Below are 22,028 nucleotides of genomic sequence, written 5' to 3' on the forward strand. Positions count from 1 at the left end.
ATCAATCCTGTTGAAATTCAGTAAGTATGACCTTTAAATTTTTTATAAAGGCATATTTCCATGCTTACGTTGAGGATTTTGCTCAACTTTATTTTCTAACAATGCAAATGCATTAATAATAATATCTCTTGTTTCAGAAGGGTCAATTACCTCATCTATATAACCTTTTTCATCAGCTACATATGGGTTAGCCACATTCTCTTTATAATCAGCAATTAATTTGCGTTTTAGTTCTTCAGGATCTTTGGCACTTAGTAATTCCTTACGATTTAAGATTTTAACAGCTCCTTCAGGACCCATAACCGCAACTTCAGCAGTAGGCCAAGCAAAGTTAAAGTCGCCACCCATATTTTTACTATTCATTACAATATAAGCACCTCCGTATGCTTTACGCAGAATTACAGTAATTTTTGGTACGGTAGCTTCGGCAAAGGCATAAAGTAATTTAGCACCATGCATAATTATAGCGTTGTGCTCTTGGCTTTTTCCAGGCATAAAACCAGGAACATCTTCAAGTACCAATATTGGAATGTTAAAAGAATCGCAGAAACGAACAAAACGAGCAGCTTTTTTAGAGGCGTTAATGTCAAGTGTTCCGGCCATTACTTTTGGTTGGTTAGCAACAATACCCACTACTTGATTATTCAGGCGCGCCATGCCTATAACTATATTCTGAGCATGATTTTCGGCAATTTCGTAAAAGCTATCTTTATCAGCAATCAACTTAATTACCTCAACAATGTCATAAGGCTTGTTAGGGTCATCAGGCAATAGCATAGATAACTTCTCGATTTTAGAACTTGCAGCGTTCTCTACCGATGTTACAGGAGGATTTTCTACATTATTAGATGGTAAATAACTTAATAGCTTTTTTACACCCATTAAAGTATGTTCCTCATCACTGTAAATTAAATCGGCAACACCACTTTGGCTAGCGTGTACTTCGGCACCTCCTAATTCTTCAAAAGTTGTATCCTCATTAAGCACTTCTTTAACCACATCAGGACCAGTAACGAACATATATGATGTATCGCGAGTCATGAATTTAAAGTCAGTTAAAGCAGGGGAGTATACAGCACCACCAGCTGCAGGCCCTAGAATTACAGAAATTTGAGGTATTACTCCAGAGCTTTTTACATTCTGCATAAAAATACCAGCGTAACCAGCTAAACTAGCTACCCCTTCTTGAATTCTGGCTCCACCAGAGTCAATGAGCCCAATGATTGGATGACCCATCTTAAGAGCCATCTCCTGAACTTTTATGATTTTTCGCGCATGTACGGTTCCCAAAGAACCACCCATAAAACTAAAATCTTGGGCGTATATAAAAACCTGACGTCCGTTTATTGTTCCATAACCAACTATAACTCCGTCGCCAAATTTTTCTTCATTAGGCATTCCAGCAGGTTTAACAAAAGCATCAATTTCTCTAAAACTACCTTCATCCATAAGGTATTCAATACGCTCTCTAGCGGTTAATTTACCTTTGGCATGTTGTTTAGAAAAATATGTTTCGTCGTATTGATCTTCTAACTTTTCGTTTCTCTCGTGAAACTTTTTGAATGGAATCCTATTATCTTTCATTTTTGTTGTATCCATAATAAACAGATATTTGTGAAACTAGTTCTATCTAGAGACACTTTACTTATTTAAGAGTTTATTTAAAGCTAAGCATAACATTAACCCTCTTTTACCACATTTGGTTCATGTATATGTATAAAAAATAGCTTTTAATCTTTAATTAAAGGATTTTCATCCACTATTTTAACTGCTGTCTTTTACAGGGTAATTGTATTTAGAATCCTTCTAGATAGTGTTGTAGGGCATAAAAAAAGGCCGAGATTAACCCGGCCTTTGGTTATATAGTAAGTTTATAATTAACTTATTTTATTTTCGACAAAGTTACGTGCTCTGTCGATTGCTTTTTCTAATCCTTCAAGATTTTTACCTCCAGCTGTTGCAAGAAATGCTTGGCCACCTCCGCCACCTTTAATTTCACTTGCAGCATCTTTAATAACCTCAACTGCGTTTACTTTTCCTTCTTTCGCTAAGTTTTCAGATACAGCTACTAATATTTGTGGTTTACCTTTAACTTCAGATCCAATAATGGCAACGTATTCCCCCAGCTCCTTCTTTAATTGAAAGGCTAGATCTTTTATCTTATCACCTAATATTGGTTGAACTGTTGCAGTAATTAGTTTGATATCATGAATTGTTTGGGCATCATCTATTAATTCACGTTTTTTCATGTTTAATAGATTCTGTTTCATGCCGTTTAAATCTTTGTTTAAGCTTGAGTTTTCACTAAGCATGTTCTCAATGTTTTTCTCGAGATCACCAGTTGATTTAAACATATTACCTAAGGCTGTGAGTAATTGCGTTTGTTTTTGAAACATTTGATATGCCTTCTCTCCACTTACTGCCTCAATACGACGAATTCCAGACGAAATAGATGACTCACCAATTATTTTAAAGGAGCCGATTTCACCAGTGTGCTTTACATGCGTACCTCCACAAAGTTCTATTGAATCTCCAAATTGAATTGCACGTACTAGATCGCCATATTTTTCTCCAAATAACATCATAGCGCCTTTTTCTTGTGCCTTGCTAACCGGAATATCACGCATCTCGTTAAGTGCATAATTGGTTCTAATATTGGTATTCACTATATTTTCTACCTGCTCAATTTCTTCAGGACTTAGTTTCTGAAAGTGAGAAAAATCAAAGCGTAAATAATCAGGATGAACCAATGACCCTTTTTGCTCCACATGCTCGCCTAAAACACTCCTTAAGGCATGGTGAAGTAGGTGGGTTGCCGTATGATTTCTATCGGTTGATTTACGGTTGGTAACTGCAACAACAGCTTTAAAGCTTGGCTCTAAATTAGCTGGCAGTTTTTTAACCATATGAACAATTAATCCGTTTTCCTTTTTAGTATCAATGATACTTACTTTCTCTGATCCATTATCAATGAATCCTGTATCGCCAACCTGTCCACCACTTTCAGCATAAAAAGGTGTAATATTAAATACAAGCTGAAATAGAGTTTTGTTTTTGGCCGTTACTTTACGGTATTTAGTGATGTAAACGTCGCTTTCTAAATTATCATAACCGATAAATTCTTCAACATCATCATGTTTTAAAATAACCCAGTCGTCAGTTTCAATCGAAGTTGCATTTCGTGCACGTTCTTTTTGCGCATTCATTTCAGATTCAAACTCTCTTCGATTTACCACAAGATCGTTTTCCTTTAAAATTAATTCAGTTAAATCTAATGGAAAACCAAATGTATCATAAAGTTCAAAAGCAATCTTACCTGGTACTACCTTGTAATCATCGGCTTTAGTTTCTTTTATTATTTTATTTAGCATGGAGATACCCGTTTCAAGAGTTCTTAAAAAAGAGTCTTCTTCTTCACGAATAACTTTAGTTACTATATCTTGTTGTTGCTTTAACTCAGGGTATGCACTTCCCATTGATTCAATTAAAGCAGGAATCAATTGGTGTAAAAATGCTTGTTTCTGATTTAAAAATGTATATCCATAACGCACTGCTCTACGTAATATTCTACGTATTACATAGCCCGCTTTATTGTTAGAAGGTAATTGTCCGTCAGTTATAGAAAATGCAATGGTTCTGATATGATCCGAAATTACTCGCATGGCAATGTCAGAATCTTCATTCTTGCCATATTTTATGTTCGCAATTGTTGCAATTTCATTTATGATAGGCACAAATACATCAGTATCGTAGTTTGATTGTTTCTTTTGTACAACACGGCATAAACGTTCAAAACCCATTCCGGTATCAACATGGTTTTGAGGTAGATTTTCTAGGTCTCCATTTGCTTTACGATTGTATTGCATAAAAACCAAGTTCCACACTTCAATCACTTCAGGGTGATCTTCGTTTACTAAAGAAGCACCATCAACTTTTTGTCTTTCTTCATCGGAGCGTAAATCTACATGGATTTCAGAGCACGGTCCACATGGTCCCATTTCTCCCATTTCCCAAAAATTATCTTTTCTATTTCCATTGATAATTTTTTCAGCGGGTAAATGTTTCTTCCATAAATTGAAAGCTTCCATATCTTTTTCAAGCTTCATATCCTTATCACCTTCAAATACTGAAGCATAAAGTCTGCTTGTATCAATTTTTAATACTTCGGTAAGATATTCCCAGGCCCAATCTATCGCTTCAGCTTTAAAGTAATCGCCAAAAGACCAGTTGCCAAGCATCTCAAACATAGTATGGTGGTAAGTATCATGACCTACTTCTTCTAAGTCATTATGCTTTCCGGAAACACGAAGACATTTTTGAGAGTTTGCTATTCGTGATGAAGAAGGTTTGGCATTTCCTAAAAAAATATCTTTAAACTGATTCATACCTGCATTGATAAACATCAATGTTGGGTCGTTTTTAACAACCATTGGGGCAGATGAAACAATCTGATGTTGTTTGGATTCGAAGAAATCCCAAAAACTTTTTCTTACCTCAGAAGCATTCATTGTTCTTACTTAATTATTGTTATACTTACTTATTGTACCTATTTTACGAAGTTGCAAAGTTAGATTTTTTCGCTAATTTTGCATCTAAATAATCTTAAAAATCCACTAGTTACAATAAGTTATTTGTTGTATGGCAAAAGTTAAATTCCGATATAACCCAGAAACCTTAAGTTACGATAAAATAGAAACCGGATTTAAGTATTATACGGCTCGTGCTGTATTGTACACGTTGTTTGGTGCTGTTCTCGGCTTAGCCTTCTTTTTTGCGTACTCTAATTTGGTCGATAGTCCAAAAGAGAAACGATTACTGAGAGAGAATGCAAGGTTAACTACCCAAATTGAAATCATTAATAAGAAGTTTGATAAGGTAGCTTTGGTTTTGGACGACATACAGCTGCGTGATGAAAATATTTATAGGGTTATATTTCAGGCCGACTCGATTCCGAACTCTATCAGACATGCTGGTTTTGGCGGTGTTAATCGTTACGAGGGTCTAGAGGATTTAGATGATGCAGCTTTGGTAATAAATACATCTAAGAAGCTTGATGTAATTATGAAACAACTGTATGTTCAGTCAAAATCATTTGATGAAATAGTTAGTTTGGCTAAACGAAAAGAAGAGCTAATAAAAGCAACTCCTGCTATTATGCCAATTGCTAATAAAGATTTAAAACGTACGGCTTCAGGATGGGGATACCGTATTCACCCAATATACAAAACACGTCGTTTTCATTATGGAATGGACTTTACAGCATCTACTGGTACAGAAGTATATGCAACAGGTGATGGTAAAGTATCAAAAGTGACCAAACAAAGTATTGGTTATGGAAAACGAATCGAAATTGATCACGGTTTTGGATATAAAACTCTGTATGCACATTTAAATGATTTTAATGTAAAAAAAGGGCAGAAGGTGAAAAGAGGTGATGTAATTGGTTACGTTGGTAATAGTGGTACTTCTACAGGGCCTCACTTGCACTATGAGGTTATGGTTAAGAATAAAAAAGTAAATCCAACGCATTATTACTTTAATGATTTAACTGCTGATGAGTATCAAGAAATGATTCGTATTTCATCAAACTCCAATCAAACATTTGATTAATTAAATATTCAGAAGCGTTGGAATAAATTATAACTATGATTATCTAATATTGATTGGTACTTAGAAGTACTAAAGTACACGCATGCATTATTTCAATATTTTCTTGTGTTGCAAATTTTTCTAATTCTGGATTTTCTGTACCTGGATTTAAAATTATTCTTCGTGGTTGAATTGATTTAATTAAGTTGAAATATTGAGCTTGATGTATAGCTCCAATGTACATTGTTATTGTATCAATATCAGTTGTGGTACCTAATTGTGTAACAATAGGGGTGTTGTCAATTTGTCCAGCTCTATTCCCAAGGGCAATAACATTGTGTCCATGAGAAATTAGTAGTTTAACAGCCTTGTTTGAATATCGTTCTGCCTTTGGGCTAGCACCAATTACTAAAGTTTTCATATTTGTTATTTCGTTAGTTTTTGAACCAATACCGTTGCATAAGCAGCAATTCCATCTTGTGTACCAACAAAACCTAACTTTTCAGTTGTGGTGGCTTTAATGGCGAGGTCATCTGTGTCAATGTTCATTACATTGGCGAGAGTTGATTGCATTGTTGGGATCAAATCTTTTAATTTAGGTTTTTCGAGGCAAATAGTAGAATCGATATTCCCAATTTCAAATTCTTTCTCTGTGATGATTTCAACTGTTCGCTTTAATAATATTTTACTGTCAATGCCCTTAAAATCATTTGATGTATCCGGGAAGTGGAAACCTATGTCACGCATGTTACATGCCCCAAGTAAAGCATCACATATTGCATGAATAAGTACATCACCATCAGAATGACCAATTGACCCTTTGATGTGTTTTACATGTATTCCACCAATCCACAGCTCTTCACCTTCACCAAGTTTATGAACATCATAGCCAAATCCAACTCTTATTTTCATGATAATTAAATTAATGTTTTTGTAAAGCTAATTAAACTATATGAAACAAAAAATCCCGTATACTTGGGGTATACGGGATTCTAAATATATTAAGAACAATTATCTTTTTCTTTTATAAGTAGGTCGTTTATTTTTCCCTGTCATCTCATCAAAATTAAATGCTAGTGAGAATCTGATTGTATTTGCCAACGGATTATTAGCAACTAGTGGAATAATATACGAAGCATCTATAGTGAACATGTTAAATTTAAGCCCAGCACCAGCGGTTGCATATTTGTTATTTCCTCTTGTTTCATCTTGATGAGAATAACCGGCTCTAAGTGCAAATTGATTATCGTACCAATATTCAGCACCTAAAGAAAACATGAAGTCTTCAAGGGTCATATCGCCAAAAGATTTAAAGAATGAAGCAGGTACAGAAATATCTTGGTTTTCTTCACCTTTTGCAATCATTAGCTTATTAATATCCATTGTAAAGCCAATTTTGTTATATCGGTCAATCTCGGTAGAATAAGCTCCCCCTAAGCGCATGTTAGCAGGTAGAAATTGTTCGTCAGTACCCCCATTGTAGGATATTTTAGAACCAAGATTGGAGAAGTTTAATCCGGCAGATACATCACCTTTTCGGCCTCCCCATTTTACGCGTTGTAGATAATAGAAGTTAAGGTCAGCAGCAAAGGCATTACCTGGAGAGGCTCCAGCTGTACCACTGCCATTCAATAAGTCTGATCGAATATATCGAAAAGCAATAGATGCTGAAAAGTTATCTGATAATAATCGAGAATAGGCAGCATCAATAGCAAATTCATTAGGATTACCTGTTGTAGTTGGGTTTCCATTGTCATCGGTAAAGGTAATGTGTCCCATAGAAAAATATCTTAAGGATGCACTTACCGTAGACATCTTATCCACTCTTTTAAAGAAAGTAAGATAGTATAGGTTGATATCATTAACCAAGTTTCTTAACCAAGGAGTAAACGATACAGAAACCCCCATGTCTTGCTCTAAAAATGCATACTTAGATGAGTTCCAATGTTGAGAGCTAAGGTCTGCCGATGTGGCAACACCTGCATCACCCATTGCTCCAGCTCTTGATTCTGGTGAAATATTTAAGAATGGGGTAGCGGTTGGAACCAATATTCCTTCTTCAACTTCGTTTTGCGCAAAAGAAGCAATTGTAGAAAGAACAAAAATACCTACAATAGCAACTAGTTTAAAGGTTGATTTTTGCATAAATTATTTGTTTGTATAATATAATAGTCTACAAAGTAAACTCAAAAAAATGATTTTTATTATTGAGTGATCATTATTTTTCCAGAAAGATTACCAACTCTTCCTGTTTCTGACTTCACTCTTAATTGATAAATGTATATACCTGCACTTAAAGGTTTGCCATTTGAATAGTTGGCTTTCCACTGAATAGGCGGAATTGTATTACCTAAAGAAACTACATTTTTGCTTTGTTTACTTAATAACTCTCCACTTAAAGTGTGAATATTAACTTCAATACTTAGGCTTAAATTAGGTTCGTCATGTTCAAAGCTAAAATATGCATCAGTCCCACTTGCAACAGGGTTGGGATATACCTTATGATTATTAAAATCGATTTTTATGTTTTTACCCACCTTGAAAGCAATGGTTTTTTCATTTGAATTATTAAAGCTATCCCATGCTTTAACGGTTAGTGTGTATTCTCCAATGTCCATTTGCGGTAGATTAAATTCTACAGATCCTTCTTGGTAACTATCAAGTTTTCCAATATAATAGTTGTTTAGTACCGTAGGGCTTGGGTTTAGCTCATTGATAACATAGGTGATATCATGACCAATTCCTGTTCCTGTAGTATTAATTCCACTCTCATCAAACAGGTCAATTATAAGTAAAGGAGCTGGTGTAGTTTCATCCCCTGATTTAAAACTTCGTTTATTAAAAAATACATTAATGTCTGGTCCTTCGTTGTCATCAATTGCATCTTCATTCATGCCCCCAATAATGATATCATTAAATGCGCCATAAGCTTCACGACCTTCGCTGCTCGCATAATAACTTATTTTGCCATAGTCGTAATTGTATTTAATATCTTTTGGTATGATAAACTCAGACTTGAATTGTCCACGGTTTACTGAAGAACGGCCACTATAAATTGTGCTTTTTTGCGTTTCAAAAGAAAAGATACTAGTAGAATTCTGGCCTAGGCAATTAACCGTTTGTTTTTTATCATAAATGGTTAAGTTTACTTCTCCATCAAAATCATCAATAACGGTATTTTGAGAGGAATTATTAGATGTTATATTACCTTCTAGTTTATTGAATGATAAAGCTTTTAATGTGTCTATTTTATCAGGCTCTGAGATTAATATATCATTAATCTTAGTTGATTCAACATCAAAGTCTGGAAAAATTAATTCAAGAGCAGGATCACCTAATAGGGTGAAGTTAAGTTTGTATACTCCTGCACTACAATCATTCTTTGTACGTCTAATTATCTCGCCAAAGCGTAGCTTTTTATTGTTTTCATCCTTCTCTAAAACGTTGTTGTAAAAATTTAAGCTTATCGTTTTGTTACTTCCTGTATATGCAATACGTGTGGTTGTGAATAACGCAATCCCTCCACCAACAGGGCTTAAAAAAACCATTTCTCCTGCCGAAGTTTCTAGTTTATTATCAAAACGACTAAATTCACAAGTTGCAGTAACAAATAATGGGAGGTTATTAATATTGGTCCAACTATTAATGCTTTCCTTTGTTATTACTCTTTCTTCAGCAAGGCCATTAGGGCCACCATGGCCGGTATAGTTAAATATTAAAGTTCCTTGCTGAATAGCCTTATTGATTTCATCTTCAACTTGAGGATACCTATTTCCACTTGATGTAGATATTCTGGGGTATGCGTCAAAATATATCTTATTTACATTTATTTCCGGATGTTTATCTGATAATGTTTCGTTGATGAAATCAGCGTCTCTCATATGCGTATTTTCATCACCGTCATCAGCAACAAATGAAACCTGAGTTTTCCATGGTGATAACTTTTGCGAGGTAATATATTTTTCAGAGCGGTCAACGGCATTAGTTGCCTCCTCAATAGTATTTACGGGGAAACGACCTATTCCGATATCAAGTTTATTGTTTTGGATGTTTACACCTTCATTAGAGTCTAAGAAGCCAAAGAAGTCATCGGAAACAAAAGAATTACTTTGGTGCAATGATTCATCTGATTGGTAGGTGATAATTTTGTTTGTATTGTCTGTTGTTGATCTATTATCATAGGATCCATCGCCAAAGAGAAGTAAGTATTTTGGTAATAAATCGGTATTGTCGCCAGATTTTTCGTATAGGCTTTTTACAAAGTCTCTGATTGCACTTACATCAGGTTGACCGCTTGAAAATTCGTTGTAAATTTTCTCTGGTGTAATCACTAAGGTTGTTAGATTATTATGCTCTTGATGTATTGATGCTAAGCGTTCTGCTTGATCTATGAAATCTTCATTGGTTACTATTATGTAGTCAACGGGAGTTGAGTTATGAAGGTTTTGATTTTCAACATTCTCAACAAATGTTACACTAGGATAACTTTGTGATGGATTAAATGAAATAAATTCTTTTATCAAGTTTGCATTGTAGTTAAAAGACGCATTAGACCCATTTATAGTATAGTTAAGCAGTTTACAATTGCTTGGATCAGTAATATCCCAAATCTTGTAATCAGCATTGATATTCCCAAGGGTATAGTTTGCAACCTGATTGTCGCCAACAATATCAATGTTTCTAAAAATCATTTGACTTCCTGATTGAATTAATTTTCTTTTTGCATTAACCCCAATGTAATCCAGATAACCAATTGAAGAGCTTGTACCGTTGTATTGTAATGTAATGGTGAAGTTATTTTCACCAGGAGAAAAAGACACTTCATTACTTCTTAATTGAGCAAAATACCATTCGGTTTTATCTGGTATAATAAATGGAATACTAACCGTAGCTAATAGGTTTGAATTATGGTTAATTGTGAAGTTTGATGTTGTTGCTGACCGTGCTGCTAGTTGGGTATATACAACTACATCTTCAGTTGTAATTAAATTATCGAATGAGAATGTATAATCATATGATAGTGAGCTGTATGTTGAAAAACGCTCTCCAAACCATATTCTACCTGATTTAATCAGGTTTTGTTCGTTTGTTTCAAAGAATTTATAATCATTAAAGTAATCCACATTAATTGTTGCAGATCCTCCTTGCTCATCCGAATTCGTTATGGATTTTATAGTTGAGTTTTTATCAGTAAGAAAGTAAATTGCATCATCTGTGAAATCATGAATTTCATGTTCAATGATGTTTTTAGTCTGATTGTAATTCCAATATTTAGTTCCTTCTGCGTAGAAATAAATGGCATTGTTATGGTGCCAAATTGCATTTTCTGCTAAATCCTCATGTCTGAAATCACTATTAAGCTTCGCCAACATTCGTCCACCATTCCCATAAACACTAACTTTATCAGGGTTTGAAAACCCCATATTTTTAAGCTCAGTGTATGAAATTTTATGAATGCCACTATCCTTAATTTTAACTTTTACCCATTTACCATCCTTTAGTACAGAATTATTCGAAAAGGTAGACACCTTAGAGGCTCCTTTTAAATTTGCGTCACTTAGCGTATCGTAGTTTACGTTTAAAGTGTATTGGTGTAGCTTTTTAAAGGTTGGTTCATCAGGGTTTCTTTTAACGGGAATTATTGATACATCTAAATTATTTATGTTTCGTGATGTGCTGACCTTATAAGAAATTACAATGCTGTCTTTTTCAACAATATCTTTAATAGCAAGGTGCTCTTTTGGAGTTGGCCATTTATAGCTTGCATCTGATATGGATATTTTTAGGCTTGATAAATCAATGTTCGAAGGAATATCAATTGTTTCTATAATAACAGGTAAACCTATGTCATTGGTATATCCATTATTGGAAAAGCTTAAAACACTTTTTTCTTCTCCGTGAATTGCTGCTTGGCTCGTTTCGAGCCAAGTAATTTTTTTCTTTAAAAGTATCTTTTCTTCTGCGACAGCAGAAATAGTCAGAATAAATAAAAGGTTAAATAAAAGTATCTTTTTATATACTGTGAAAATCATCTTTCTCTTTTTGTGTTAATTGCAATGCCGTTTCTAATAAACGAAATTGGTTAGTTTTGGTTTGGATAAAAATAAATTCGCTACAAAAATACGAATTCAATAACTTAAACGTTATTCTATTGGAATTTATTATGCAGTATGCTGTAAAATGATAGCATTGAGGTGTGAATCAGAGTTATTGAAAAAAAAATCCATTTTAATGATTCAGATTATAACCTTTTTTTATTTTTGCAGTATAATGCAAGAGTGAGATTTAATATCTTATTAAGTCTCTTGGGTCGTAATCGAAGAATTAAAATAAAGTATTAATATATTACTATGAGATTAAGAAGTATTTTATCGTATGCTACAATTGTGCTAAGCATTGCAGTTTTTACCTCATGTAGTAAAGGTGGTTCGGGTAATGTATCATCAGTTACAGGTTGGGATTATAATACCCCTGAAAATGGAGGTTTTGAATATTATGCTGGTTATGAACAAGAATTAGGACCTGGTCTGAAGTTTGTTGAAGGTGGTACGTTCATTATGGGGCGTGTTGAGCAGGATGTAATGTACGATTGGGATAATGTACCGCGTAGAGTTACTGTGCCTTCTTTCTATATGGATGAAAGTGAAGTTCGTAATGTTGATTATCGCGAATATTTATATTGGACAAATCGTGTTTTTGTTGATTACCCTGAGGTTTATAAAAAGGCATTGCCAGATACTCTTGTGTGGAGAAGGTCTTTAGCTTACAATGAGCCGATGGTAGAAAATTACCTTCGTCATACTGCTTATAGTGAGTACCCAGTTGTAGGTGTTAATTGGCTTCAAGCAAGTGATTTTTGTGCTTGGCGTACAGATAGAGTAAATGAAAAGATTCTTGTTGATATGGGCGTTCTTGAAATGGATGTGAATCAGCAAGGTGATAATAACTTTAATACAGATGCTTACTTATTAGGTCAATATGATGGTATTGCAGGTAAAAAACCAATGCCAGATTTAGATCCAAATAAAGATAGCCGTAGAGTTCGATGGGAAGATGGACATTTATTGCCTCGTTACCGTCTCCCTACTGAAGCTGAGTGGGAGTATGCTGCACTAGGTTTAATTGGTAACTCTCAAGAAGAGCGTGTTACAAATCGTAGAATTTATCCTTGGGATGGTCATATTACAAGAAATGCAAGTAAGCAGGAGCGTGGCAAGATGATGGCTAACTTTGTTAGAAGTCGAGGTGATTACATGGGGGTAGCCGGAGATTTAAATGATGGCGGTGATAAAACAGTAAATGTATTATCATATTATCCTAACGACTATGGCTTATATTGTATGGCAGGTAATGTTAACGAGTGGGTTGCTGATGTTTACCGCCCATTATCATTCGAAGATGTTGAAGAGTTTAGTCCATATAGAGGTAATGAATTTAAAACCAAAGTTCTTGATGAAGAAGGTTATGTTGTTGAAAAAGATAGCTTAGGTCGTATTCGTTATAGAATGGAAACAGATAAAGATATCTTGGATAGAAAAAATTACCGTACTGCTGATAATAGAAATTACCAAGATGGTGATGGTCAAACAAATATAGCTACTGGTGATTGGTTAGATAGTGAAGAATCTACTTCGGATATGTATGGAGCGCATACAGGTCAGTTAGGATCATTAGTTTCAGATAGAACTAGAGTATACAAAGGAGGATCGTGGAGAGATAGAGCATATTGGTTAAGTCCAGGTACTCGTCGTTATCTTGATGAAAGAGAAGCTAGAGATGATTTAGGTTTCCGTTGTGCGATGACTCGCGTAGGTAGTCCAACTAGCAATGGGAAAAAGAAATAAAGAATTTTTTGTAATAAATATATGAGGTTGGTTCTTAATTGAATCAACCTTTTTTTATTTTTGCATGTATGAAAAGTATTGCAGAGTTACATCAGTTGTTTTTAAAGTCAAGTGGGGCATGTACAGATACCCGTAATATTATTGAAGGGAGTATGTTCTTTGCTTTGAAGGGTGCTAATTTTGATGGGAATCAATTTGCTGAACAAGCTATTGCAGATGGAGCAAAGTGTGCCATTGTGGATGATGAAAAAGCATGGGGTGATGATTCTGTTATAGTGGTGGATGATGTTCTTAAAACTCTTCAAAACTTAGCTAATTATCACAGAACGTATCTTAATATTCCTATCATAGGGATTACTGGAACAAATGGGAAAACATCAACTAAGGAGCTTGTTAATGCTGTACTAAGTAAAGGTTTAAATGTTTGCGCCACAAAAGGAAATTTAAATAACCATATTGGAGTTCCTTTAACCTTGCTATCTATGGATGAGAAGATAGAAGTTGGTGTTGTGGAAATGGGGGCTAATCATGTTGGTGAAATTGCAGAGCTCTGCGCAATTGCTCAACCAAATTGTGGTATAATAACTAATGTTGGAAAGGCACATATTGAAGGTTTTGGTTCATTTGAAGGAGTAAAGAAAGCAAAGTCTGAATTATATAGATATATTGAAAGTGTTAATGGAACCCTTTTTATTAATGGTGAGAATCTACATTTGAACAGTATGCTTGATGTTGGAGCTACAACAATCTCTTATGGTAATTCAGGTCTTGATAATATATCGTGTAAGGAAATCAGTAATCAACCTCTTCTTTCATTTATCGCAAAAGTTGGAGAAAAGGATATAAGTTTATCAACTCATTTAATTGGGGTTTATAATGTCGAGAATGTGTTGGCAGCAATTTCCATTGGTATGTATTTTAATATAGCTGTATCAGATATTAAAGCTGCAATAGAGTCGTATGTGCCTTCAAATAACAGGTCGCAGTTAATAAAAACGGCGACTAATCAGATATTGCTTGATGCCTATAATGCAAACCCAAGTAGCATGGCTTTGGCGTTAGCGAACTTTATTAAGCTAGATCATCAGAATAAGGTATTGGTTATTGGTGAAATGAAAGAACTTGGTGAATCAAGTGTTGAGGAGCATCAAAATATAATTGATACAATTATTAAGGAAGATTTTTCGCACGTTTTTCTTCTTGGAACTAGTTTTAGCCAGGTGTCATATTGTAATGATTCTTTTACAATATTCTCTAAAACATTAGATCTAATCAATTACTTAAAAGATCACCCGATTAAAGATTCTTTTGTATTTATAAAAGGATCAAGGAGTAATAAACTCGAAGATGTAGTAAAATATCTTTAGTATTATATTTTATGTCTGAGGTCTGAGTATTTTCTGATCCCTCTAAAAAAGAATTGAAATACAATAGAGTGTTGGTATATTTCAGGGTGCTTATTTTGAGTTGTATATTTAAGGTTTTTGCGTCTTTTCTTATAGAATAAGGGAAGGTGTTTATAAAAACTAAGATGAGCTTTTAATACCGACCAAAAGTTTTTAATTTCTAGAGATGCTAAGAACTTCAGGGCTGCGATCCCGTCAATAATCATTCTTTCAATTAACTTAAACAGCCATTTGTTTCGAGGTAGGTTTTTTGTTAACAGAAATAAGTTGTTTCTGAAATTTAAGTATACTTTTCTTGGGTCGCTATAATCTAGAGTGGCACCTCCTAGGTGATATACTTCACTTTCTGCAATATATTTAACTTTCCACCCTCTGTTCTTTAAGCGCCAACATAGATCAATTTCCTCCATATGAGCAAAAAAGTCTTCATCTAAACCACCAACTTCATGAAATATGTTTGCTCGTGTCATTAGTGCGGCCCCACTAGCCCAGAATATGTTTTTTGAAGTGTTATATTGGCCGGTGTCTTCTTCTATTTTATTAAAAATACGACCTTCACAAAATGGGAATCCATATTTGTCAATGTGTCCTCCTGCTGCACCTGCGTATTCAAAATATTTTGGTTCTTTATAGCTTTTAATTTTAGGAACGCATACAGCAATATTATCATGCGTTTCCATTTCGAAAACAAGCGGTTCTAGCCAGTTATTTGCCGGAGCAACATCAGAGTTGAGTAATATGTAATATTTGGACTCTATCTGTTTTAAGGCTCTATTATATCCGCCCGTAAAGCCATAGTTTTTATCAAGCTTTATGATTTCAATCTCTGGGTGCTTGTTTTCTAAATAGCAAACAGAATTATCGGTAGATGCATTGTCGGCCACATAGATCTTAAAATCAACTGAATGTGAGTTTTTAACTACTGTGGGTATAAACTCCTTTAGTAGTTTTTCTCCATTCCAGTTGAGTATAACGATTGCTACTGTTGTCATATAGGTTTGTTATTTTTTGTGTTTCCACCTATCATGACTCCATAGCCAGTATTCAGGTTTCTGTTTAATTATGTTTTCGAGGTGTTGGGTGTGTGTTTTGGTTATCTCAAATTCCTCACATTCTTTAGGGTGTTCTACTAATAGCTCAAAAGTAGCTTCGTAATAGCCCCTTTTTACTTTGTCCACTCTTAAAAAAGCAACGGGGCTATTCGTTTTAACTGCCATTTTCTCTGCCCCGAGTAATACCGGAACTTCTTGATTAAAGAATTTGGTGTAATACTGAATTTTATTTTTTGCAGGAGATTGATCTGCAATCATACCAATAATAAAGTGTTGTTTGTCTCGTCTTAATTTTAACATGTCTCTGAAGCATGTTTTCATCGGGAAATTTAATGTGCCCCATTTAGAGCGTATGTTAAGTAAGAATTTATCATAGGGTTTGTTCCTGAGTGGATGATAAACCTGCGTTCCTAATGCTTTTATATGGCCATTTACGAAAGGTACCCATTCCCAGTTTCCATAATGACCAAGTATAATAATTACATCTTTGCCTTCATCATAAAATTTGTCAAGCAATTCTGTATTGTGAAATTTCATACGTTTTGCCATCTCGTTATTTGATATGGCATGTACTTTAAAAGTCTCAAAGAATAAGTCGCATAAATGTTTGTAAAACTTTTTAGCTATTTCTGATATTTCTTTTTCTGATTTCTCAGGAAAGGCATTTCTTAGATTTCTGAAAATTACTTCTTTTCTATAGCCTATAAGTCTAACTAAGAGGTAAAATATATCTGATAAAAAATATATTGCCCAAAATGGGAGGTGACCTATTAGTTTAATTAAAAGTATTCCTATGTGTACTATGAAAGTTTTCAATTTACTAATTCATTAGTTGGTTAATCGTTGTTCTAAATTCCTCAAAAATTAAATTGTTAGAGGAAATAATCTCTTTCCCATAAATGTAGTTATTACCTCCGCTAAAGTCGCAGTTTTTACCTCCAGCCTGCTTCAAAATGAAGGCTCCGGCAGCTACGTCATATGGTTTAAGTCCGTATTCATAAAAACCCTCAAACCTTCCGCATGCCACATATACCAAATCTGTTGCAGCTGAGCCAAGTCTTCTTAATCCATGAGAGTTCTTCATGAAATAATCAAGAGATTTCATGAAGCCTTCCATTTTGGCAAAATCCGAATATGGGAAACCTGTGGCTAAAAGGCTGTCTTTTACTCTTTGTGTGTTCGATACCTGGATTTGTTCGTCATTAAGAAATGCAGAACTATTTTTCCAAGCATAAAAACATTCATCTAAGCCTATTTCATAAACAATACCTAAAACAATTTCGTCATTTTCTTCGAGGGCAACACTTATTGCATGTGGGTATAATCCATGTATAAAATTAGTTGTTCCGTCAATAGGGTCTATTATCCAGTTATGTGTATCTCCAATAGCTTCAGAAGTTCCTTCTTCTGCTATAAAACCAGCTTCAGGCAAAAGTTTGCTAAGGCCGTCAACAAGGAGTCTTTCAGATCCTTTATCAACATGAGTAACAAAATCGTTACTGCCTTTAGTCTCAATTCGCTTTTGTTTTTTACCTTCTTCTTTAATATAGACACCTGTTGATTTAATCAGGTCAATTGCTTGTTGGCAAATAGTTTTATAATCCATAGTTTTAAACTTGAAGCTCAAAGCTAGAATAATCAATTAAAACTTCCGCATCATAAATCATATCTTCTGCATTAAACTTATTGAGTTTTACAGATGTGATTTGATTTGTAAGCTTTTCGTTGTATGGAATACGTACCTTCAGGTAATTCTGCGTAAAGCCATTCATGAAACCATTGTTTTCGCTGCCCTCAAATAAAACTTGTTCTTCCTGACCTTCGAATTGTTGGTAAAAGAAACGTGTTTTTTTATCCGATAGTTCGTGTAAAATTTGGCTTCTTTTTTTGCGTTCTTCAATAGGTACAATATGTTCTATTGTTAGTGCTTTTGTATTAGGCCTTTCGGAATACGTAAATACATGTAATTGCGATATCTCTAATGACTTTATGAATTCAAGGGCTTCGTTAAAGTGTGTGTCGGTTTCTCCTCTAACACCTACAATTACATCTACACCTATAAAGGCATTTGGTAACAATGATTTTATTTTTTCTACTCTTTTGGCAAATAATTCCCTATTGTATTTGCGCTTCATTAGAGCTAATATCTTATTTGAACCCGATTGTAAAGGGATGTGGAAATGAGGCATTATTTTGTCAGACTTTGCAACAAATTCAATAATATCATCACTAAGTAGGTTGGGTTCAATACTAGAAATTCTGAAACGTTGAATTTCTTCAATTTTATCTAATTCTTTAACTAGGTCAAAGAAGGTTTCATTAGTGCTCTTTCCAAAATCACCAATGTTTACTCCAGTTAAAATGATTTCTTTGGCACCTTCTTTTGCTGCTTTTTTCGCTAAATCAACAGTTGTTTTTATGTTTGCATTTCTGCTTTTTCCTCTTGCTAAAGGAATTGTGCAGTATGAGCAGAAGTAATCACATCCATCTTGAACTTTTAAAAAGGTTCGTGTGCGGTCTCCCATAGAATAGCTTGGGAAAAACTCTTTATTTGTAGAAATTTTTCCGGCATGAATTTCACCTGATGCTTTCTTTTGAAGATCGCCAAGATAATCAGCCATCTTAAACTTTTCGTTTGAGCCTAGTACAAGATCTACGCCGGGCATTTCAGAAATGGCTTGGGGTTTTAATTGAGCAAAGCATCCTGTAACAACAATAAAGGCGTTAGGATTTATTTTGATGGCTTTGTTAATAGCTTGTCTGCACTTTTTGTCAGCAATTTCAGTAACAGAACATGTGTTCAGAACATATACATCCGCAAAGTCGGTAAATTTCACCTTGCTAAAGCCCTCTTCCATTAATCCTCTGGCTATGGTTGAGGTTTCACTAAAGTTTAATTTACAACCTAAAGTGTGAAAAGCTACTTTCTTCTCTAAAAACTGTGTTTTATCAATCATCTCTAATCTCCAATTAAATGCAACTCCATCTGGGTAATGTAGTTGTATCTTTTTTATTTTCAGTTAAATTCTGAAAAATAAGGGCACAAAGATAATAATTGAAAATGAGATTGTGTGTGTTTTTGCGAAAAAGAAAAAAACCGACTCTTTGGCGAGCCGGTTTTGTGATGAGACTAGTTGTTTTATAATAAGTCGGAAGCTAATTCTGCTAAGAAACTTCTTTCTCCTTTTATTAAGTTTACATGAGCAAATACATCTTGTCCTTTCATCTTTTCAGTTAAATACGCAAGTCCATTTGATGTTTTATCTAGATACGGAGAATCGATTTGTTCAATATCACCAGTAAATATCATTTTTGTTCCTGCGCCCGCTCTCGTTATAATTGTTTTTACCTCGTGAGGTGTCAGGTTTTGAGCTTCATCAACAATGAAATACACATCAGAAAGACTGCGCCCTCTAATGTATGCTAATGGTGTAATGGTTAATTGTTCATCTCGTTGCATTTCATCAATCAGAACATTTTCTCGGCTTTTAGTTCCATGGCTATTTTTAATTACACTTAGATTATCAAAAAGAGGTTGCATGTATGGGCCAATTTTATCATTAACATCGCCTGGTAGAAATCCTAAATCTCGATTAGCTAAGGGTACAATTGGTCGCGCCAATAGAATGTGTTTGAAGTTTTTGTGTTGATGGAGAGCTGCTGCTAATGCCAAAAGAGTTTTCCCTGTTCCCGCTTTTCCAGTTAAAGAAACTAGTTTGACATTGGGGTTTGTTAGGGCATGTAACGAGAAAGTTTGTTCAGCATTTCTCGGCTCAATGCCAAAGCAGCTGTGTTTTTCAACTCGTTTAATTATACTGTTTTGAGAGTCGTACCAAGCTAAAACGCTTTGTGTGCCATTTTTCAGAACAAAATACTGATTAGCAGGCATGTCCTTAATCGGAAAATCCTCTTCAGGAATACCTTCTGAGTTGTATAAGTTCGAAATAATTTCTGTGTCAAAGTCTTCATGAATCTGAACCCCTTTTTCTAGGAGGTCAATGTTTTTTACTTTGTCAGTTTCATAATCTTCACTTAATAGGCCAAGAGATTTGGCTTTCATTCTTAAGTTAATATCTTTTGAAACTAAGGTTACAACTCTTCCGTTAAATTCCTCTTTTATGTGCAGGGCTATAGCTAAGATTCTATGATCAGCATTTTTTTCAAAAAAGGAATTCTGCATTGCCTCTGTAAAAGGTTTTCCGGTGGCTACAAAAAGCTTACCCTGCTTTGCTCCAAGCGAAATACCTTCCTTAAAGAGTTTTTCTCCTGAAATTTTATTTAAATCTCTAACAAACTCTCTTGCTTGGTAATTAATTTGATCATTTCCTTTTTTGAACTTATCCAGCTCTTCTAAAACAACAATTGGCAGAACTACATCATTATTCTCAAAGTTGTATATACATTTGTGGTCGTGTAAAATCACATTTGTGTCAAGTACAAATATTTTCCGGTTTTTAGGCATATAAAGGACGTTTTAGTGGTTGAACATGCTTAAAGTTATTTATTTTATTAACAAATAAGGATGATATATATTACTTATTTTTTATTGAAAATATTAAGAGAATGAATTATAAAGAGACTTTAGATTTTCTGTTTTCTCAACTTCCAATGTATCAGCGAAGTGGTGCGGTAGCTTATAAAGCTAATTTGGATAATACTAAAAAGTTAGATGCTTATTTCGGACAACCGCATGAGCAGTTTAAAAGTATTCATGTGGCAGGTACTAATGGAAAAGGTTCGGTGTCGCATTGTTTGGCTTCGGTGTTGCAAGAGGCTGGATATAAAGTGGGTTTATATACCTCTCCGCATCTAAAAGATTTTAGGGAGCGAATTAAAATAAACGGTTTATGTATATCGGAAGAGGATGTAGTTGATTTTGTAACTGATCACAAAAAGATTATAGAAGAGATAAAACCGTCATTTTTTGAAATGACTGTTGCAATGGCTTTTAAATATTTTGCAGATTGTAAGGTTGATATTGCGATTATAGAAGTCGGCTTAGGTGGAAGGCTTGATTCTACTAATATTATTACCCCCGAATGTTCAGTGATTACTAATATTGGTCTGGATCATACAGCTTTATTAGGGGATAACTTAGGGGCAATAGCAATAGAGAAAGCAGGAGTGATAAAGCCAAATATACCTGTAGTTATTGGTGCGATTCATTCTGAAACTAAAAATGTTTTTATAGAAAAAGCTAATGCTGGGAATTCTGAAATTAGATTCGCAGAAGAAATTTATTCGAGCCCAGTTGTAATGAACGGTATTGATGCCCGTCAGATATTTCAGGTTTATAAGGATGGTAAGTTAGAGTTTGAAAATCTAAAATTAGATTTGTTAGGACATTACCAAAAGAAAAACTTAATGACTGTTTTAACGGTTCTTGATGTGATGATAGCTAATGGGTACGCTATCACATCTAAAGATATTTATAATGGTTTGTGTAAGGTTGTGAAGAATACTGGACTTATGGGACGATGGCAAGTATTAGGTGCGAATCCTCAAATTATTTGTGATACGGGTCATAATAAAGAAGGAGTGGAGGAGTTGATGCAGCAGTTATTATCAACAGCGTTTGATAAATTGCACATCGTTTGGGGTATGGTTAACGATAAGGATGTTGATAATGTATTAAAGTTATTACCAAAGGATGCAACATATTACTTTGCGAGGCCAAATATTCCTCGTGGACTAGATGCTGTTGAATTACAAAGTTTCGCCAAAAAACACGGTTTAATGGGCAAAGTGTACGATTCTGTGGATGAAGCGAAGAAAGGTGCAAAAAAAAATGCATCCCATAATGATTTGATATTCATTGGGGGAAGTACTTTTGTTGTTGCGGAAGTTGTGTGATTTTGAAAATAATTTTTGCAGTTCTAAAAAAGACCTCTATATTTGCACCGCTTTTGGAAACAAGCCTTGATAATTCAAACGAGAATTTAGTTAGTTTTCTAAAAGGGCGATTAGCTCAGTTGGTTCAGAGCACTTGGTTTACACCCAAGGGGTCGGGGGTTCGACTCCCTCATCGCCCACTTTTTTAAAAGCATTGAAGAATACGTTTTCGGGCGATTAGCTCAGTTGGTTCAGAGCACTTGGTTTACACCCAAGGGGTCGGGGGTTCGACTCCCTCATCGCCC

General features: G+C 34.6%; 15 protein-coding genes and 2 tRNA genes. 6 read left to right on the plus strand and 11 right to left on the minus strand.

All coding sequences use genetic code 11. The features are described from left to right. Positions 1-42: 42 nt before the first annotated feature. Together QMO11_RS18435 and alaS are read right to left on the minus strand one after the other, a co-directional pair. Entirely contained in the window at positions 43-1,599 is a 1,557-nt protein-coding gene (locus tag QMO11_RS18435) for an acyl-CoA carboxylase subunit beta (RefSeq protein ID WP_282039081.1), read from the minus strand. Positions 1,600-1,877: 278 nt separating this feature from the next. After that, complete coding sequence (alaS, locus tag QMO11_RS18440) at positions 1,878-4,508, minus strand: alanine--tRNA ligase (protein ID WP_282039082.1); 2,631 nt, start codon at positions 4,506-4,508, stop codon at positions 1,878-1,880. Positions 4,509-4,638: 130 nt separating this feature from the next. Between alaS and QMO11_RS18445 the strand changes: the two genes are divergently transcribed. Further along, complete coding sequence (locus QMO11_RS18445) at positions 4,639-5,610, plus strand: M23 family metallopeptidase (protein ID WP_075602339.1); 972 nt, start codon at positions 4,639-4,641, stop codon at positions 5,608-5,610. Positions 5,611-5,653: 43 nt separating this feature from the next. On the opposite strand, the gene QMO11_RS18450 is transcribed toward QMO11_RS18445, so the two are convergent. The 4 genes from QMO11_RS18450 to porU all read right to left on the minus strand — a co-directional run bounded on the left by QMO11_RS18450 (position 5,654) and on the right by porU (position 11,621). Beyond that, entirely contained in the window at positions 5,654-6,010 is a 357-nt protein-coding gene (locus QMO11_RS18450; protein WP_282039085.1) for a CoA-binding protein, read from the minus strand. A gap of 5 nt (positions 6,011-6,015) precedes the next feature. After that, the gene (ispF, locus tag QMO11_RS18455; protein ID WP_282039087.1) at positions 6,016-6,501 is read right to left on the minus strand and encodes a 2-C-methyl-D-erythritol 2,4-cyclodiphosphate synthase; all 486 of its coding nucleotides are present in this window, start codon (positions 6,499-6,501) and stop codon (positions 6,016-6,018) included. A gap of 99 nt (positions 6,502-6,600) precedes the next feature. After that, entirely contained in the window at positions 6,601-7,734 is a 1,134-nt protein-coding gene (gene porV / locus QMO11_RS18460) for a type IX secretion system outer membrane channel protein PorV (RefSeq protein WP_282039089.1), read from the minus strand. Between the two features lie 59 nt (positions 7,735-7,793). Next, positions 7,794-11,621, minus strand: a complete 3,828-nt coding sequence (porU, locus tag QMO11_RS18465) for a type IX secretion system sortase PorU (RefSeq protein ID WP_282039091.1) — start codon at positions 11,619-11,621, stop codon at positions 7,794-7,796. A gap of 318 nt (positions 11,622-11,939) precedes the next feature. On the opposite strand from porU, the gene QMO11_RS18470 reads away from it, so the two are divergent. Together QMO11_RS18470 and QMO11_RS18475 are read left to right on the plus strand one after the other, a co-directional pair. Beyond that, positions 11,940-13,433, plus strand: coding sequence for an SUMF1/EgtB/PvdO family nonheme iron enzyme (locus tag QMO11_RS18470; RefSeq protein ID WP_282039092.1), 1,494 nt, complete (start codon positions 11,940-11,942; stop codon positions 13,431-13,433). Between the two features lie 68 nt (positions 13,434-13,501). Then, a complete protein-coding gene (locus tag QMO11_RS18475) occupies positions 13,502-14,800 on the plus strand; it encodes a UDP-N-acetylmuramoyl-tripeptide--D-alanyl-D-alanine ligase (RefSeq protein WP_282039094.1) in 1,299 nt (432 codons plus the stop codon). Between the two features lie 2 nt (positions 14,801-14,802). On the opposite strand, the gene QMO11_RS18480 is transcribed toward QMO11_RS18475, so the two are convergent. From QMO11_RS18480 to QMO11_RS18500, 5 genes are all read right to left on the minus strand, one after another. After that, positions 14,803-15,831, minus strand: coding sequence for a glycosyltransferase family 2 protein (locus tag QMO11_RS18480; RefSeq protein ID WP_282039096.1), 1,029 nt, complete (start codon positions 15,829-15,831; stop codon positions 14,803-14,805). 9 nt (positions 15,832-15,840) lie between these two features. Further along, positions 15,841-16,707, minus strand: a complete 867-nt coding sequence (locus QMO11_RS18485) for a lysophospholipid acyltransferase family protein (RefSeq protein ID WP_282039098.1) — start codon at positions 16,705-16,707, stop codon at positions 15,841-15,843. A gap of 4 nt (positions 16,708-16,711) precedes the next feature. Beyond that, positions 16,712-17,497 (minus strand): inositol monophosphatase family protein, encoded by a 786-nt coding sequence (locus tag QMO11_RS18490; protein WP_282039100.1) that lies wholly within the window; start codon positions 17,495-17,497, stop codon positions 16,712-16,714. A gap of 4 nt (positions 17,498-17,501) precedes the next feature. Further along, positions 17,502-18,848 (minus strand): tRNA (N(6)-L-threonylcarbamoyladenosine(37)-C(2))-methylthiotransferase MtaB, encoded by a 1,347-nt coding sequence (mtaB, locus tag QMO11_RS18495; RefSeq protein WP_282039101.1) that lies wholly within the window; start codon positions 18,846-18,848, stop codon positions 17,502-17,504. Positions 18,849-19,030: 182 nt separating this feature from the next. Next, positions 19,031-20,353 carry a PhoH family protein gene (locus QMO11_RS18500; RefSeq protein ID WP_282039103.1) on the minus strand — a complete coding sequence of 441 codons (1,323 nt, stop codon included), beginning with the start codon at positions 20,351-20,353 and terminating at the stop codon, positions 19,031-19,033. A 101-nt stretch (positions 20,354-20,454) separates the two neighbouring features. Here QMO11_RS18500 and QMO11_RS18505 point away from each other — a divergent pair, with 101 nt between their 5' ends. From QMO11_RS18505 to QMO11_RS18515, 3 genes are all read left to right on the plus strand, one after another. Continuing rightward, positions 20,455-21,744, plus strand: a complete 1,290-nt coding sequence (locus tag QMO11_RS18505) for a bifunctional folylpolyglutamate synthase/dihydrofolate synthase (protein ID WP_282039105.1) — start codon at positions 20,455-20,457, stop codon at positions 21,742-21,744. Between the two features lie 104 nt (positions 21,745-21,848). Further along, positions 21,849-21,923, plus strand: a tRNA-Val gene (locus QMO11_RS18510). Between the two features lie 31 nt (positions 21,924-21,954). Then, positions 21,955-22,028: transfer RNA gene (locus QMO11_RS18515), tRNA-Val, on the plus strand.

It is taken from the genome of Saccharicrinis aurantiacus (genome assembly GCF_947489045.1).
In the GTDB taxonomy this organism is placed as follows: Bacteria; Bacteroidota; Bacteroidia; order Bacteroidales; family Marinilabiliaceae; genus Saccharicrinis; species Saccharicrinis aurantiacus.